Below are 16,564 nucleotides of genomic sequence, written 5' to 3' on the forward strand. Positions count from 1 at the left end.
CACTGATTTTTACGATTTAACTTTATTTAGGCAGTATCAATGAAATTACAAGACAAAGAACAAAGCGCCAAACTCTCCAGTGCTATTTGGCGTATGGCAGATGACCTATGGGGTGATTTCAAACACACCGATTTTGCTCGCATCATCCTGCCCTTTTTGCTACTGCGTCGTATTGAATGCGTGTTGGAACCCACTCGTGAGGAAGTACGCAAGTTCTATCTGGCCGAGAGACAATCCGGCATTGACCTTAGTTTAGTGTTGCCAGAAGTTGCGGGATTCGCCTTTTACAACACCAGTGAATACAGCCTAGAAACCTTAGGCGCGTCAGATACAGGCGACAACCTAGAACACTACATCAGCCAGTTCAGCAAAAACGTTCGTACCATCTTTGATGAGTTCAAATTTGGTCAAACCATAGAAGATCTGGAAAAAGCCAAGCTGCTCTACCGCATGGTGAGCTACTTTGCCAATCTCGACCTGCACCCAGAGGTGGTATCCGACCGCGTATTATCAGATGCCTATGAAGAGCTGATTTTTAAGTTCGCTAGCTCAGTGAATGAAAAGGCGGGGGAATTCATGACCCCGCGCGATGCCGTGCGCCTTGCTACTAAGCTTGTATTGGCAGCGGACGAAGAAATCTTTGATGAAAAAGGCGTGATCCGCACCATCTATGACCCAACCTGTGGTACGGGCGGCTTCCTTTCCGATGCCATCAGCCAAATTGAAGAGATGGGCAGCAGCGCCAAAGTGGTGCCTTTTGGTCAAGAGCTCGACCCAGCAACTCATGCCATGGCGCTGACCAATATGATGATCCGTGGCTTTGATGCCAACAACATCAAGCAAGGTAATACCCTATCAGACGATCAGTTACGTGCCGACAAGTTCCACTACGGCCTTGCCAACCCGCCATTTGGCATTAAATGGGATAAAGCCAAAACCGAAGTGACTAAAGAACACAAAAACCTTGGCTACGCTGGTCGTTTTGGCCCCGGTTTACCAAGTATCTCTGATGGCTCGATGCTGTTTTTGCTGCATCTGGTTTCAAAAATGGAAGCACCAGAAAACGGCGGTGGCCGCGTCGGTATCGTGCTCTCTGGTTCGCCACTATTTAACGGCGATGCAGGCTCAGGCCCATCAGAAATCCGCCGCTGGCTGCTGGAACAAGACTTGGTAGAAGCGATTGTTGCCCTGCCAACTGATATGTTCTTCAACACCGGAATTGGTACCTACATCTGGATTTTGTCTAACCATAAAGAACCAAGACGTAAGGATCAGGTGCAACTGATTAACTTGGCAGACATCTGGACGCCAATGCGTAAGTCGCAAGGCAGTAAGCGTAAGTACCTCAGCGATGTGCAGATCAACGATATTGTCCGAGCCTACGATGGCTTTGAAGCCAGTGATAACTGCAAGCTCTTTAGCACCACCGATTTTGCCTACCGCAAAGTCACCATTCAGCGTCCACTACGCGCCAAACTTAATATTACTGAGAATGGTATCGCCCAGCTGAAAGACTTAGTGGCATTCCAAAAGCTCAAGCCAGAGCAACAAGCCGCTTGGGTACAACACCTCACCGAAAACCTTGGCCTTCAGCCTTATGAATGGGCTCATTTGGCCGCAAAACAAAATCACAACAAGGGTGACTTTGGTAAGTGCCCGAAAGCACTGACTACGGCCTTAACCGCGCACTTTGTCAAAATTGATCCGCAATTCGAGCCCGTGCTGGATGATAAAGGCCAAGTGATCGCCGACCCGAAACTCAAAGACACCGAAAGCATTCCCTTTGATCGTGATGTTGAGGATTACTTTGCGCAAGAAGTACTGCCACATGTGCCAGATGCCTTTATTGATCATTCGGTGCGTGATGAAAAAGACGGAGAAGTGGGCATTGTCGGTTATGAAATTAACTTTAACCGCTATTTCTACCAGTACGTGCCGCCACGCGAGCTGAGTGTAATTGACGGCGAGCTAAAGGCATGTGAAGCACGTATTCAGGCACTGCTCAATGAGGTGGCGGAATGATGACCCCCTATAGTGCATACAAAGATTCAAACTTAGACTGGCTTGGCGACATCCCATCTCATTGGGATTTGGTCAAGCTAGGGGCTTGCTTCACGGAAAGAAATGAAAAAGTCAGTGACAAAGATTTTGCTGCGTTATCCGTTACCAAAAACGGCATCCTTCCTCAAATGGAACACGTTGCAAAAACTGATGCAGGGGATAACCGAAAAAAGGTTTGTATTGGCGACTTTGTAATAAATAGTCGCTCAGACCGAAAAGGCTCATCAGGAACTTCTGACTATGATGGTTCTGTATCTTTAATTTCGATCATTTTAGAACCACGCTTATATGAACCTAAATTTGCTCATCATCTGTTGCGTTCTTACAACTTTCAGGAAGAGTTCTATAAGTACGGTAAAGGAATAGTAGCGGACTTATGGAGTACGAGATATTCAGACATGAAGAATATCTTCGTTCCCTTAATGCCAATAGCTGAACAAAAAGCCATTGCGACATTCCTCGATCGCGAAACCCAGCGCATCGACAGTCTGATCGAAGAAAAACAGAACTTTATCAAGCTGCTCAAAGAAAAACGCCAAGCACTGATCAGCCATGTGGTCACTAAGGGGCTTAACCCTAACGTGGAGATGCAGGATTCTGGTATCGAATGGGTTGGGCAAGTGCCGAAGCATTGGGATGTGGTTCAGATACGCAGAGTTGGTACTGTTGACCAGGGCTTTGCATTTTCTCACGCCTATCAAGGAAATTCTTCTGGGGAAGTTGCCTGGTTTAAGGTTAACGATATGAATCGCTCTGGCAATGAAATTGAAATGAATAGCTCAACCAACTACGTTAGTTATCAGCTAACTAAAGAACTCAAGGTTAATTTATTTCCAAAAGGAACAGTTATATTTCCCCGAGTTGGAGCCGCACTACTAACAAATAAACGACGACTGTTGAGTGATGATGCGGTAGTTGATGATAACCTCTTCGGAGTTATCCCTAGAAGAATCAACCCGCATTATCTTTATCTGGTTTTGACTCTTATTGATATGGCTAGTTTATGTTCTCCAGGGCTTGTGCCTACCATTACCTTCGCAAATATCAAAGCACTCCGAATTCCATTACCTACGGAGTTTGAGCAGCAACAAATTGTTGAAAGTGCCAAAGCGAATGCTGATGTGATCGATGAGCTCATTACTGAAGCCAGTCGGTCGATTGATCTACTAAAGGAACGCCGTACATCTCTAATCAGCGAGGCTGTAACTGGGAAAATTGACGTCAGGGAGGCGGTGTAATGGCAGCACATCATGAAGTGCATTTTGAACAATATATTACCGAGCAGTTAGTGAACAATGGCTGGAAAGAAGGCCACTCCAGCCACTATGACCAACAACGCGCCCTTTACCCGCAAGATGTTATGGATTGGGTAAAGGCTACCCAGCCAGATGCCTGGCATAAACTGAATAAAATGCATGGTGCGAATGCCGAGCAGGTGCTACTGGAGCGCTTAGAAAAAGCACTTACCAGTAAAACAGGTGGCACCATTAATGTGTTGCGTAAAGGCTTTACCATTGCAGGGTGCGGCACCATTGCCATGGGCCAACGCAAACCCGAAGATGCGCGCAATGAAGAGCGTATTGCCCGTTATGAGCACAACATTTTGCGCGTGGTTCGCCAACTGAAATATTGCCCGACCCGCGAGTGGGAAATTGACTTGGTGTTCTTTATCAACGGCCTACCCGTTGCCACCGCCGAGCTAAAAACCGATTTCACTCAGTCGATAGAATCGGCCATTGCGCAGTACAAACAAGACCGTTTGCCCGTTGACCCAAATACCAAGCGCAAAGAGCCGCTGTTAACCTTTAAACGCGGTGCCGTGGTGCACTTTGCTATGTCAGATACTGAAATTGCCATGGCGACCAAACTGGCGGGAGAAAACACCTATTTTCTGCCCTTTAACAAAGGCCATGACGGTTCTACTTCTGATTTACCCGTGCATATCAACTTACCGGGTGAAGATGGTGAGTATCCGGTCAGCTATTTCTGGCAAGAGATCGCCCAAAAAGATAACTGGTTGCGTATATTCTACAGCTTTGTGTATGTTGAAACCAAAGAAGTCGCCGATAGCAACGGCAAAGTTCAGCGTAAAGAGACGCAGATTTTTCCCCGTTATCATCAGCTTGATGCGGTAAACAAGATGATTGACGATGCCCGCCACAACGGTGCAGGCATGCAGTATCTTTGCGAGCACAGCGCTGGCTCAGGCAAAACCTCGACTATAGCCTGGACGGCCCATGATTTGATCCGCTTGCGTAGCACCGATGGTAAAGCGGTCTTTAAATCCGTAATCACTGTGACCGACCGCACCGTGCTGGATTCGCAGTTGCAAGATGCGGTGCAGCAGCTCGATCATCAATATGGGGTGATTAAGGCGATTGACCGCGAAAAGAGTAGCGAGTCGAAATCAAAGCAGCTGACTGCAGCGCTGCTAACTGGCACGCCGATCATTGTTGCTACCATCCAAACCTTCCCGTATGCGTTAGAAGCAATTCTGACCAATCAATCTTTGGCACAAAGTAACTTTGCGGTGATCATTGATGAGGCTCATACCTCGCAAACTGGCTCTACCGCCAAAGGTTTACGCGCAGCGCTTACGCTAAACCTGAGCCCGGGGGAGTTGGAGAAAATGAGTATTGAGGACATTCTTACTAAGGTGCAAGAAGCGCGTGCCATGCCCAAGAACGTCTCGCATTTTGCTTTTACGGCAACACCCAAGCACAGCACTAAGATGCTGTTTGGTCGCCCGAAAGACCCTAGCCAGCCAGTGTCAGATGAAAACAAACCAGAGTCGTTCCACCTCTACACCCAACGTCAGGCCATTGATGAAGGCTTTATTCTCGATGTGCTGGAGAATTACACCCACTACGACACGGCTTATAAAATTGGTGAGAACAATCTGGATGAGAAGCGCGTAGACAGCAAGCAAGCCCGTCGCGCTTTGGCTCGTTGGATGTCACTGCACCCAACCACTGTCAGCCAAAAAGTCGAATTCATTATTGAGCACTTCAAGGCCAATATCGCTCACCTTCTGGAAGGTGAAGCCAAAGCCATGGTGGTCACATCTGGCAGGCCGCAGGCGGTGAAATACAAGCTTGCCTTTGATAAGTACATCAAAAAGCATGGTATCGAAGGTATTCAAGCCTTGGTTGCCTTCTCAGGCAAAGTACCCGGTAAAGACTTGGGTGATGAAGACAACCAAGACCCACTGGGGATTGATTTCGACAAAGAGTACACCGAGTACAACTTAAATCCCGACACACATGGGGCTGATCTGCGCCACGAGTTCGAGAAAACCGAATATCGCGTCATGTTAGTCGCCAACAAGTTCCAAACTGGCTTTAACCAACCAAAGCTGGTTGCCATGTATTTGGATAAGAAGATCTCAGATGTAGAAGCGGTACAAACCCTGTCCCGCTTAAACCGCACCTACCCAGGCAAAGACACCACTTATGTGATTGATTTTGCCAATGAGCCGCAGACCATTCTCAATGCGTTTAAAAAGTACGACAAAGGCGCGCAACTCAACGAAGTACAAGATGTAAACGTCATCTATGACATCAAAGAGATTCTGGATGAGCAAAGCATCTACAATCATCAAGATTTAGAGTTGTTTAAGCAAGCGCGTGGTAAATCGATTCTCGGCCAAGCACCCGACAAAAAGTCACACGCGCACAAAAAGCTGCTTGCTGCCTCACAGCGCCCTACCGATGTGTTCAACGTTAAGCTTAAAGAGCTGGTTGATGCTGCAAACCATTGGGATCAGCAATACAACAAAGCGCACCTTGCGGGTGATGAGAAAGCGGCGAACTACGCAGAGTCGCAACGCAGTGAGTTCACCAAGCAGCGCGAAGCGCTGATGCGTTTTAAGTCGGATTTAGCTCGATTTGTGAAGCACTACAGCTACATGGCGCAATTGATTGAGTTTGGTGATCCTGAGCTGGAAAACTTTGCCGCGTTTGCTCACTTGCTAGCACGTCGTTTAAAAGGCGTGACACCAGAAAATATCGACCTTAGCGCTCTGGTGTTAGAGAAGTTCAAAATCAGCTACGACAAAGAGCCCATTCCAGAAGCGGTAAATCAGGTACTTGAGCCTATACGCCCCAACTACAACGACCCAACCGATCGCGAACAGGCGTTTCTTGCCGATATCATCCGCCGCCTCAATGAACTGTTTGGCGATGTCGGCGATGAACCTGGCCGCCGAAACTTTGCCAACGGTACGATCACCCGTGTAACGGAAAACCCGATTGTGGTTGAGCAGGTAGAAAAGCACGACAAGTCGATAGCCCTCAAAGGCGACTTGCCTCAAGCGGTGAAGCAAGCCGTTGTCCAAGCTCTGCTGAAAGAAGGCGATATCGCCCGAACGCTACTCAAAGACCCTCAGGTAATGGCAAGTTATGTTGAGCTGATTTTTGACATGATGAAGCAAGGTGCAGAACAGGTGGAGGCGAAATGATGAATACTGCGTTTCGAGTGTTACTTACTTTCAATGCAACATCCCTACTAGTGATTATCTTTGCAGTACAAAAAGGGTACTCGCTCGGGTATTTCTTTGGTGATTTAGCTTGCTTCGATTGGATAGCAGCATTTCCGAACGCAGTATCATATTTACTCTATTTTCTTATCCCTGTTTTATCGACTGGATTGAGTATTTGGCTGAGTAAATATTTGGGGAAAGACGAGTTTAAAGCTGGTGAAATAGCAAGTATTGAGCATGCCAACAACAGCTTCCTGCCAAGTTATTTGGGTTACTTTTTCGTAGCATTGAGCATTGGTAACTGGGAAACATTGTGGTTTGTTTACGGAGTTTTGTTTGTTTTTACTCTCTTATCGCAAGCACTCTACTTTAACCCATTGTTTTTACTGTTTGGTTATGAGTTTTATAACATTACAACCAAAAACGGAACGGCCATTTTCCTGATTAGCCGAGAGCGCTACAAAAAGCCAGATGACATCGAAATACCTGTGGCTTATCGAATCAATAATTACACATTTATCGAGCGAGAATAATGATGGACCATATACTGGCACACATAAAAACCAGAGCAAAAAAACGCATTTTCAAGTTGGTATCTGATCAATCTCTTTTTGATACCGTCACAATCGACTTAAATGCCTGTATTCCATACAACCCAGACCATAACCTTGACGAAGACTCATGGTTTAAAATTGAAGGCTTTAGCCAAAAAAAGTTTTGTATTGAGCTGCTAAAAAAAGACTATGACTCAAAAGACTACGATGATTTAACCAAAGATAACTTCGCTAAGATTTCCTACTTATTTGCAATTCAAGGGAGTGATTTTTACTTTCAAAAAATCACTCCAAGCCTATTCGTAAAACGCAAAACACTTGTTTTTGGTGAAGCCGCAGAAATAGAGAAAAGCCAAACACGTTTAGTGATAAACGCTTTACCTGATGCGCTGTACTTCAAGGCGGCGGATACCTTGATATTCAAGAACCTGGCAACAATATCAAGCATTTTTAAAGGTATTGATGAGTTATACAAAGAAGCAACAAAAGAAGAGGTTAAGCAGTTCTTAGATGCACAGTTTATAGAGCTCGGTAACGACTACAACGTAGACAACGTATCAAAGCCCAATAGAAAGCGTATTGGTCTCGCTATGACAACACTTGATGCGATGTCTGCTGATGATAAAGCCAACATGCTTGATTATATCGACGGATATTGTGGTGAGCAAAAGCTTAAATTCGACAAAGAAAATCAGAAGTTTGAAATATCTACTGACGATGAGTTGAAGTTACTGCTTTATGGCATTGAACAACGCTTCTATACGACCCCATTTGGCAAAGAAAAAAGACTCGCTAACTCTGTAACCGCTATGGATAAAAAATAGCCCCTTATAAGTAACGTAAGAAGGTTAATTCAATGACAGATAACACCCCACAAGCTCCGCATGGTGAGTTCGTTCTGTTTACCAGTGCAGATGGTAGAACTCGCGTAGAGTGCCACTTTGAATCAGACACCTTGTGGCTTTCACAAGCTGCGATGGCTGAGCTTTATGACAAAGATGTCCGCACCATCAATGAGCACCTTGTTAACATTTATAACGAAGGAGAACTTGCTCAAAACGCAACCATCCGGAAATTCCGGATAGTTCGATTAGAAGGGGCAAGGCAGGTCAATCGCCAAATAGATCATTACAACCTAGAAGCTATCCTGGCTGTTGGTTACCGAGTACGATCACACCGTGGTACCCAGTTCCGCCAATGGGCAACACAAGTTTTGCAGGAGTATCTGATCAAAGGGTTCGCAATGGATGACGAACGCCTCAAAAACCCACCCGTCGGCCACTCTGCGGTGCCAGATTACTTTGATGAGATGCTCGAACGCATCCGCGACATTCGAGCCAGTGAGCGTCGTGTTTATCTGCGAGTTAAAGAGATCTTTACCATGGCGGCAGACTACGAGCCTTCCAATAAAGAGACTACCCTCTTCTTCCAAACCATTCAGAATAAACTCCATTACGCCAGCACTCGTATGACTGCTGCTGAACTGATTGCAAGTCGTGTGAATGCTAGTAAACCTGATATGGGCCTAACCAGTTTCAAAGGTGACGAAGTACGCAAAACAGACGTAACCATTGCCAAGAACTACCTGCGCGAAGATGAGATTAAAGAACTCAATCGCATCGTCAATATGTGGCTCGATTTTGCTGAAGATCAAGCGCTTCGCCGCAAGCAGGTATTCCTACAGGACTGGGCCGATAAGCTAGACCAGTTTCTAAGTTTTAATGATCGGGACGTATTAAGCGGAGCGGGAAAAATCTCCAAAAAGGATGCTGATAATAAGGCGAAATTGGAGTTTGAGCGCTTTGCTGAGCAACGCCGCCGTTTAAAAGAATCCGAAGGCGCACTTGCTAATATTGCAGCCCTCAAGGCAATACTCAAAAAAGACAAATAACGCGACTAACTAGGTTGAACCAGCCATGGTACCGACATCAATGTCGGTACCATCGTTCTCGGGTCTGTCATTTATCTCGCCAAAACACCATCGAAAAACCACTTTGAGATTTCAACTGGCTATCTCATACAACTAGCACATCGAAAAGCAACCCAAAAGCACTCTTGCTCACAGCACTCCGCGTGCAGCCCCATGGGCTTTCACATGTGAAAGTCGTTAGGGGCATCAGCAATAAATTCCTTCTACATCCCACAATAATTGGATTACCACTCATCAAATCCCAGAACAAACAAAAATCTTAAGCCATATCCCACAAGTACTGGACTGTGAGTATCAGCATCCCAACAACCGTCATTAACAAGTCATGGATTATTAGCTTCGACCTCCCACAAAGATAGAGATTTGGAAAGCGACAGGTCAGCTCCCAGGAAAGGAATCTCTTCTATTGCTGCTTTAGCTGCTGGGATATGGGGCAATTATCTAACGCCCAAAATGGGCAATTACGCATGCTATGACTAAAAGGCATCAGGGTTACGGTAATAGCTCACCAATGAGCAAAAAAAGGAGTAACCTAACGATGTTAGATGAGAACAGCGCAGCTTATCGCTGGCATAAAATGGCACAGCAGCGCAAACCAACCGAAGAGAAACAAGCTTTCGAGCTAGCACTTTCACAATCACTCAATGCTCTGGCACAAGTCGAGCACTTTACCGATCAAGAGCCTTACTTGTTGGAGTTTTTAGCAAGTTACTACGCCAACAACTTCTGGCGCATCCACCGTTCTTACAAAGACACAAACCCCGGTCATTTTGCTTGTCGAGTCCGCAACCGTGACAACGCTTTCGAGGCCGCATGGCACCACAACTGGTACATGAGTGAGAACCAAATGGCGCAACGACACAACAAAAAGCACCGTGTTCGCTCGACACACATCCGCAAAGGCAAAGGCTTTCGCTACCCGCCGAGCCGCTTTTCAAAAGCTAACACTGAATGGGAATCCGACCTTATAGAGTACACGGAAGATGCCTTCGCCCTTATACGAGAAGTGCGTCATGAAATCCTATCCATCAAGAAGAAGACCCAAACCTGTACAAAACGACTTCACAAGCTACATGAACACTTCCAAAAAATGGAGATACAAGATGACTAAAGAACCCAACGTTGGTATCACCAATCATCACAGCGCATTGAAGCTATCAGACTTTGACATTGTACTTAGCGAACAATCACCACTACCAGAGTTAACAAGCGAGCTACCTGCATTTATCACAGATGAATCCAAGCTACTGATGGATGCGGCTAAAGACCTTGAAGCACGATTGAAAAAGCTGTGCAAAGTTCTGACAGCTGAGTACAAAGTGAAATATCCAATACGCTACAAATTCAAAGTCAAAAAATCAAAAGGCTTACCAGAGATCACATGGTATCGCCTCATTCTTCATCGCTATCCAGACGAAGAGCTTGAAGAAAAAGAAGTATCCGAAGGGGTATTGAGACGTTTTTCAAACACTATGGACTGGGAGATCCCGCTGTATTTGCATTTACTCGATGAGTTAGAGAAGCTCGATCAGCGAGTCATCCGCATGACCAAACTAACTAAAGCAGTAAAAGAGCTCACCAAAGCCATAGAAAAATATAATACTTAACGTGTTTGCTTGCTCCACACCGTTCGGGGTGGAGCTTTTCGCTTGTGCTTGCATTTTCAAAATCGGTGGTAAAATTTAGGTAGTAGACACTTAGGAAAGCTAAGCTAAAGGTAAACAAATAATCGAGGAAGTCTTATGGAACTTTGGATATGGTTGTGCGGCTTACTATTGACGGTAGCGGCTGTAGGTGGCGTCTTCTGGTACGCAGGGCGGGAGAAGTAGAACTAAGCGTTATCTGACTTATCCAACTCTTGCTTGAGCTGAGTGATGAGTGCTTGTTTTTCCTTTTCATTAAGCTGTTCTATTAGGCAAGCCAGCTCAGCTGAACTATCAGAGTCAGAGAAGAAAAATGCAACAGGTACACCCAACTCTTCTGCCAGCTTCTTGAGTGTACCGACATCAGGCATGTGGCGGCCTTTTTCATAATGATTCATTCGGCCACTCGCAGAACTTGGATCCATACCCAAACGGATACCGAGTTCTCTTTGGCTGATGCCAACTCGATTTCTAGCCTGTTTAAGGCGCTGTGGGAATACGTTTGTTCTAGACAAGTGAGAATCATCATCAACCTTTGATGCTTAGATTTTCTAAGTTTTTATTATACCTGTATACTTAGGATAACTAAGCATAAATTTGATTAGCGGAGAGAACGGCATGAAGACATTGATAAATTTTGCGCTCTTTTGTTTATTTTCTCTTGGCTGTTTAGTCGCCACATACCAGTCATGGGGATTGGCGCTAACGGCAATCCCACTTGTTGCCTGGCTTCAAACTCCTCTGAACTTTATTCATAAACAACGCCTGGCTGCAATGCTATTTTGGTTAGCACTTATCTACTTTCATTGGCTTCTTGGCATAGCTACTGCGCTAACTTATTTTGCGAAGCACGTTTGGAGTCTGCACCGTCAGTACGAACACCCCAGAAGAATCCGCAAAAGGAAAAAACAACCGAAGTTCAACTCTGCAACAGGTTCGCCCATGATGGGCCTTGGCGGAATAGACGTTGATATGGATGGAAACGTTGATGGTAGTTTTTGATACCAACATCAAAAAATCTCAGTGGATTAGCAAAGCACTTGATCAATCTACTAGGACTATTGGTGATCTTATCTGCATTGATGATCTCGGATCCTTTTTGACAATTTGCTGCGATCACTTTCCCCATCACCTGCTGGATCAAAAGATATCTTCTTCTTATTCACAGGGTTCGTCTACTCGCTCAGCTCTTCTGGATAGGATTTTCTTATATAGATTGGCAGCAGTTTTGGTCCCAGCATGGAGCACATCAGGCTGGCCTACGCTACCACCCACAAAGAAAGCAAGGAAAGCCCCAAGTCTGGCGAGACCATTCCCACGGTTAAGGCATTACGATTAAAACGAAAGGAATCATTACATGAACATAAACCAGCTAGCCATGCTATTGGCTGCAGCCCCAATTTTGCTGACTGGATGCGCGACAACATCAACTCCTGCTACTTACGATAATACTCACAGTAAAGCTTTCAATATCGCTCAAGCGGGTGGCCTATACGAAGTAAAAGATCGTCCCGTGCCGCGATCTGAATATGAATCTCTAAAATTCACTGGTAACACTGCCACCAATACCCTGTTATTCACCTCATCGCTCGGCGCTAATATGGATCTGGGGGCTGGCCTAGGTATGGGTTTGCTAACATCGGTTTTGGAACAACCCGGTACAGCTTCTCGTAACAGTGTGGTTGCTTGGATGCCACAAAGCGAAGCTGCGACCTCTGAAGAAGCACAGGCAAAGCTGGTAAAGCTGATGAAAGTGGCGATGGAAGATACCCTCAAGGAAATGGGGTTAAGCTATGAAGTTACCAATGGGAATTCTGATCGCAAAGTAGAGTTCTACTTCCACAATGAAGAGTTTGGTTGCCCAGAGTACCAACAAGGCATGACCAACAAAGATCTCTGCTACATTGCCGCTGAAATATTTGAACCTCGCAAAGCCGCCTCCCCTTCATTTGTTAGCTCAGCACAAAACTCATATGCGTTCGAGTCTAACCATAATGTGTATTACCACCGCTTCCGAGTGACTCCTGGGCGTGATAGCAATGTTCCGACAGATCAAATGTATGCCGCAGTAAGCAGTAAGCTGCCTGAATGGGTTTACCTGTACATTGCATCTGGTCAGATTAAGATCAACGACACAACCGTAACAACGCCATACCTACTTGAACAAGGGAAAGCACACCTATTTATCCATCCAGAAGAAAACTAAAGATCCGTTAAATTAACGAGCGCTGGAAAACCGTTTCCCACCATTCCCACTTTTCCCATCCTGATCTATGATGGAAGTCATCTTGGGAAGTAAGTATTTGACCATAAATTGTAATTTGGTCCCCAATCGGTCCCCAAGACGTCGCGCGAGGCCAGCTATTATGGGAAACTTCACTTTCTGTATTGGTAAATAACTTTAAAAGGCTGGCTTATGCTGGCCTTTTCTTTTGTAAGGACAGCGTAATGATCCACATTATTACAGGCAGCACCTTAGGCGGTGCCGAATATGTCGGCGATCACCTAAATGATCTTCTTGATGCCCAAGGTCACGAGACACGCCTTCATAATCAGCCTGAATACGATGATATTCCACAGCAAGGCCTTTGGTTACTGGTGACTTCAACCCATGGTGCTGGCGAGTTTCCAGATAACATTAAACCGTTTATCGGCGCATTGACCCAGCAATCTCCAGATTTAAGTCAGGTTCGCTATGCTGTCGTGGCGCTTGGGGATTCCAGTTACGACACCTTCTGTGTTGCTGGAAAATCAGTCCACAACCAACTGAGAGAGCTCGGTGCACAACCTATTTCTGACTGTTTTACCATCGATGTACTGGAAACTCCGGTCCCAGAAGATGCCGCAGAGGCGTGGTATAACGATCATAGTGACCAGTTTTAGCCTCTCCCTTCTCTACTAAAGCGGCTTTTGCCGCTTTTTTTACGCCTGAATATCAGGGTTGTGAATAACTTTTTATCAAAAACATCGAAAATTGACGATCTATTTCCCATTTTGGCTGTGGATAAGATCATACATATACGGTGATTAACCTATAGTTATCCAAATAACAAGTTTTAGGCTAATTTTCATCTGTGAATAAGTAGCCATTTTGATCCCAGCTAATCCTCATCCTGATCAAAGTTAGATCACACCATCTGATCAAAAAAAGATCCATGATCTCGTTGATCATTTCTGAGTTATCCACAAATGCACTCGATCCTAATAATAGATCTAATAAAAGATCTCCTTAAAGATCTTATCTATATTAATTAAAAAACGCTTATTCGAAAAATCCCAAAAACGTTTTCTCATGCTATGAAAACAGGTAGAATATCGCTCCTTTTTCTCTGTCTAGAAAACATTTGAATACCTGAGGTCGGTTCATGCTTTATCACGAAAAATTTGACGTCATCGTTGTTGGTGGTGGCCATGCAGGAACGGAAGCCGCACTCGCATCTGCACGTACTGGTCAAAGTACGTTATTGCTTACGCACAATATCGATACGTTAGGACAAATGTCCTGTAACCCTGCTATCGGTGGGATCGGTAAAGGCCACTTGGTGAAAGAGGTCGATGCGATGGGTGGTTTAATGGCGCAAGCTATTGATCATGCAGGTATTCAATTCCGAACATTAAACGCATCAAAAGGCCCTGCGGTACGTGCAACTCGTGCACAAGCTGACCGAGCTCTTTACAAGGCTTTTGTGCGTAATGCTCTTGAGAACACACCAAACTTAACCCTATTCCAACAGTCGGTTGATGATTTGATCGTTGAACAGGATCAAGTGGTGGGTGTGGTGACTCAGATGGGGCTTAAGTTCCGCGCCAGTGCTGTGGTACTGACAGTCGGAACATTCCTAGGCGGAAAGATCCATATTGGTATGGAAAGCTCTTCAGGTGGCCGTGCTGGTGATCCACCGTCGATCGCTTTGGCGGACCGTCTTCGTGATCTTCCATTCCGAGTTGATCGCCTAAAAACAGGGACCCCTCCTCGTATCGATGCACGTAGCGTTGATTTTTCTGAGCTGGAAGTCCAACATGGCGATAACCCAACTCCGGTATTTTCATTCATGGGTAGCCGAGCGCAACAGCCTCGTCAAATTCCATGCTACATCACACATACCAATGAAAATACGCATGACGTTATTCGCGCTAATCTCGATCGCAGCCCAATGTACGCGGGGGTAATTGAGGGTATTGGTCCTCGCTATTGCCCATCTATTGAAGATAAGGTGATGCGTTTTGCAGATAAAAATAGCCACCAAATTTTTATTGAGCCAGAAGGTCTAACGACCCACGAGCTGTACCCGAATGGCATCTCGACCAGCTTACCGTTTGACGTACAGGTTCAAATTGTTCGCTCGATGAAGGGCTTTGAAAATGCGCACATCGTTCGTCCTGGTTATGCGATCGAATATGATTTCTTTGATCCTCGCGACCTTAAGCTGACTTACGAAACCAAGTTTATTAAGGGTCTATTCTTTGCCGGCCAAATCAATGGCACCACTGGCTACGAAGAAGCGGCAGCACAAGGCTTGATGGCGGGTCTGAATGCGAGTTTGTTTACCCAAGGCAAAGAAGGCTGGAGCCCGCGTCGTGATCAAGCTTATATGGGCGTGCTTATTGACGATCTATCTACCATGGGCACCAAAGAACCTTACCGCATGTTTACGTCTCGCGCGGAATACCGTCTGCTACTTCGTGAAGACAACGCCGATATCCGCTTGACTGAAAAATCGCGTGAACTTGGCCTTGTTGATGACGCTCGTTGGGCTCGTTTCAACGAGAAGATGGAAAACATGGAGAAGGAACGTCAACGTCTCAAAGATACTTGGATTAATCCAAAATCTGAAGATATTGATCAACTGAACCAAATATTGAAAACCCCAATGTCTCGCGAAGCCAGTGGTGAAGATCTTCTGCGTCGTCCAGAGATGACTTATTCACAGCTTACGGCTCTGGATCGTTTTGCTCCTGCACTGGAAGATCAACAAGCATCTGAGCAAGTTGAGATCCAAGTGAAGTACGAAGGCTACATCCAACGCCAACAAGATGAAATTGAAAAATCACTGCGTCATGAAAACACCAAACTGCCGGCTGATATTGATTACAGCCAAGTGAAAGGGCTTTCTAACGAAGTGGTTCTTAAACTAACCACCACCAAACCGGACTCAATTGGTATTGCTTCGCGAATTTCAGGTATCACACCTGCAGCGATCTCAATTCTGTTGGTTTACTTGAAAAAACACGGCCTGTTAAAAAAAGGTGAGGAAGCATAATGAGCGCATTACGCGAAAAACTGGATCACCTGATTGGCCAGACTGAACTTGAAGTATCTGAAAAGCAGCGTGGCCAGTTGGTTGGCTACGTTGAGCTACTGAATAAATGGAACAAAGCTTACAACCTGACATCGGTTCGTGATCCATTAGAAATGATGGTGAAACATATCTTAGATAGCATCATTGTTAGCACTCACTTACAAGGTAAGCGCTTTATCGATGTCGGTACGGGACCTGGTTTACCTGGGATTCCGCTCTCAATCATGAACCCTGACTGCGAGTTTTATTTGCTAGATAGCTTGGGTAAGCGTATTCGTTTTATCAAGCAGGTGATTCATGAACTGGGGATCGACAACGTGGTGCCCGTTCAAAGTCGTGTTGAAGAGTTTCAACCGGAAGAAAAGTTTGATGCAGTGCTCAGTCGTGCATTTGCGTCAATGACAGACATGGTAGAGTGGTGTCACCATTTACCTAAAGAGCAATCCGGTGTATTTTTGGCTCTTAAGGGACAACATCCTAGAGACGAAATTGATCTGTTACCTGAATGGTGTTCAGTGACAGACATTAAGGCTCTTCAAGTTCCAGAGCTTGATGGGGAGCGTCATCTAGTTACTTTATCGCGACAGGGATAATCA

At 45.5% G+C, this 16,564-nt stretch carries 14 protein-coding genes; 13 read left to right on the plus strand and 1 reads right to left on the minus strand.

All coding sequences use genetic code 11. The annotated features are described in order from the left end of the window. The first annotated feature begins 39 nt into the window (after positions 1-39). From Q1A70_RS05425 to Q1A70_RS05460, 8 genes are all read left to right on the plus strand, one after another. Positions 40-2,022, plus strand: coding sequence for a class I SAM-dependent DNA methyltransferase (locus Q1A70_RS05425; protein WP_299687715.1), 1,983 nt, complete (start codon positions 40-42; stop codon positions 2,020-2,022). Continuing rightward, positions 2,019-3,299, plus strand: coding sequence for a restriction endonuclease subunit S (locus Q1A70_RS05430; RefSeq protein WP_299687712.1), 1,281 nt, complete (start codon positions 2,019-2,021; stop codon positions 3,297-3,299). The genes Q1A70_RS05425 and Q1A70_RS05430 overlap by 4 nt, the downstream gene beginning before the upstream one ends. Next, positions 3,299-6,520, plus strand: coding sequence for a DEAD/DEAH box helicase family protein (locus tag Q1A70_RS05435; protein WP_299687709.1), 3,222 nt, complete (start codon positions 3,299-3,301; stop codon positions 6,518-6,520). The genes Q1A70_RS05430 and Q1A70_RS05435 overlap by 1 nt, the downstream gene beginning before the upstream one ends. After that, positions 6,520-7,074 carry a hypothetical protein gene (locus tag Q1A70_RS05440; RefSeq protein WP_175463877.1) on the plus strand — a complete coding sequence of 185 codons (555 nt, stop codon included), beginning with the start codon at positions 6,520-6,522 and terminating at the stop codon, positions 7,072-7,074. The genes Q1A70_RS05435 and Q1A70_RS05440 overlap by 1 nt, the downstream gene beginning before the upstream one ends. A 2-nt stretch (positions 7,075-7,076) precedes the next feature. Continuing rightward, positions 7,077-7,919 carry an ATP F0F1 synthase synthase gene (locus tag Q1A70_RS05445; protein ID WP_299687785.1) on the plus strand — a complete coding sequence of 281 codons (843 nt, stop codon included), beginning with the start codon at positions 7,077-7,079 and terminating at the stop codon, positions 7,917-7,919. 32 nt (positions 7,920-7,951) lie between these two features. Continuing rightward, positions 7,952-8,986 (plus strand): virulence RhuM family protein, encoded by a 1,035-nt coding sequence (locus tag Q1A70_RS05450; protein ID WP_299687706.1) that lies wholly within the window; start codon positions 7,952-7,954, stop codon positions 8,984-8,986. Between the two features lie 616 nt (positions 8,987-9,602). Beyond that, positions 9,603-10,136: a conjugative transfer protein MobI(A/C) gene (gene mobI, locus Q1A70_RS05455; RefSeq protein WP_299687782.1), complete on the plus strand. Its 534-nt coding sequence runs from the start codon at positions 9,603-9,605 to the stop codon at positions 10,134-10,136. Next, positions 10,129-10,632 carry a hypothetical protein gene (locus Q1A70_RS05460; protein ID WP_299687703.1) on the plus strand — a complete coding sequence of 168 codons (504 nt, stop codon included), beginning with the start codon at positions 10,129-10,131 and terminating at the stop codon, positions 10,630-10,632. The genes mobI and Q1A70_RS05460 overlap by 8 nt, the downstream gene beginning before the upstream one ends. A 224-nt stretch (positions 10,633-10,856) precedes the next feature. On the opposite strand, the gene Q1A70_RS05465 is transcribed toward Q1A70_RS05460, so the two are convergent. Beyond that, positions 10,857-11,183: a helix-turn-helix transcriptional regulator gene (locus Q1A70_RS05465; RefSeq protein WP_081836394.1), complete on the minus strand. Its 327-nt coding sequence runs from the start codon at positions 11,181-11,183 to the stop codon at positions 10,857-10,859. Between the two features lie 103 nt (positions 11,184-11,286). On the opposite strand from Q1A70_RS05465, the gene Q1A70_RS05470 reads away from it, so the two are divergent. From Q1A70_RS05470 to rsmG, 5 genes are all read left to right on the plus strand, one after another. After that, the gene (locus Q1A70_RS05470) at positions 11,287-11,670 is read left to right on the plus strand and encodes a hypothetical protein (protein WP_299687696.1); all 384 of its coding nucleotides are present in this window, start codon (positions 11,287-11,289) and stop codon (positions 11,668-11,670) included. A gap of 355 nt (positions 11,671-12,025) precedes the next feature. After that, positions 12,026-12,874: a hypothetical protein gene (locus Q1A70_RS05475; protein ID WP_299687693.1), complete on the plus strand. Its 849-nt coding sequence runs from the start codon at positions 12,026-12,028 to the stop codon at positions 12,872-12,874. Positions 12,875-13,116: 242 nt separating this feature from the next. Beyond that, a complete protein-coding gene (gene mioC / locus Q1A70_RS05480; RefSeq protein WP_299687691.1) occupies positions 13,117-13,551 on the plus strand; it encodes an FMN-binding protein MioC in 435 nt (144 codons plus the stop codon). 482 nt (positions 13,552-14,033) lie between these two features. Beyond that, a complete protein-coding gene (gene mnmG / locus Q1A70_RS05485) occupies positions 14,034-15,929 on the plus strand; it encodes a tRNA uridine-5-carboxymethylaminomethyl(34) synthesis enzyme MnmG (RefSeq protein WP_299687688.1) in 1,896 nt (631 codons plus the stop codon). After that, the gene (gene rsmG, locus Q1A70_RS05490; RefSeq protein WP_076654327.1) at positions 15,929-16,561 is read left to right on the plus strand and encodes a 16S rRNA (guanine(527)-N(7))-methyltransferase RsmG; all 633 of its coding nucleotides are present in this window, start codon (positions 15,929-15,931) and stop codon (positions 16,559-16,561) included. Before mnmG ends, rsmG begins: the two co-directional genes overlap by 1 nt. Positions 16,562-16,564: the final 3 nt, after the last annotated feature.

Origin of the sequence: uncultured Vibrio sp. (assembly GCF_947488985.1) — a bacterium.
Classification (GTDB): Bacteria; Pseudomonadota; Gammaproteobacteria; order Enterobacterales; family Vibrionaceae; genus Vibrio.

What these genes read in the sequence shown, in the direction of transcription:
- Q1A70_RS05425 (WP_299687715.1), top strand. Translation starts at nt 40, where the DNA reads ATGAAATTACAAGACAAAGAACAAAGCGCCAAACTCTCCAGTGCTATT.
- Q1A70_RS05430 (WP_299687712.1), top strand. Translation starts at nt 2,019, where the DNA reads ATGATGACCCCCTATAGTGCATACAAAGATTCAAACTTAGACTGGCTT.
- Q1A70_RS05435 (WP_299687709.1), top strand. Translation starts at nt 3,299, where the DNA reads ATGGCAGCACATCATGAAGTGCATTTTGAACAATATATTACCGAGCAG.
- Q1A70_RS05440 (WP_175463877.1), top strand. Translation starts at nt 6,520, where the DNA reads ATGAATACTGCGTTTCGAGTGTTACTTACTTTCAATGCAACATCCCTA.
- Q1A70_RS05445 (WP_299687785.1), top strand. Translation starts at nt 7,077, where the DNA reads ATGGACCATATACTGGCACACATAAAAACCAGAGCAAAAAAACGCATT.
- Q1A70_RS05450 (WP_299687706.1), top strand. Translation starts at nt 7,952, where the DNA reads ATGACAGATAACACCCCACAAGCTCCGCATGGTGAGTTCGTTCTGTTT.
- mobI (WP_299687782.1), top strand. Translation starts at nt 9,603, where the DNA reads ATGGCACAGCAGCGCAAACCAACCGAAGAGAAACAAGCTTTCGAGCTA.
- Q1A70_RS05460 (WP_299687703.1), top strand. Translation starts at nt 10,129, where the DNA reads ATGACTAAAGAACCCAACGTTGGTATCACCAATCATCACAGCGCATTG.
- Q1A70_RS05470 (WP_299687696.1), top strand. Translation starts at nt 11,287, where the DNA reads ATGAAGACATTGATAAATTTTGCGCTCTTTTGTTTATTTTCTCTTGGC.
- Q1A70_RS05475 (WP_299687693.1), top strand. Translation starts at nt 12,026, where the DNA reads ATGAACATAAACCAGCTAGCCATGCTATTGGCTGCAGCCCCAATTTTG.
- mioC (WP_299687691.1), top strand. Translation starts at nt 13,117, where the DNA reads ATGATCCACATTATTACAGGCAGCACCTTAGGCGGTGCCGAATATGTC.
- mnmG (WP_299687688.1), top strand. Translation starts at nt 14,034, where the DNA reads ATGCTTTATCACGAAAAATTTGACGTCATCGTTGTTGGTGGTGGCCAT.
- rsmG (WP_076654327.1), top strand. Translation starts at nt 15,929, where the DNA reads ATGAGCGCATTACGCGAAAAACTGGATCACCTGATTGGCCAGACTGAA.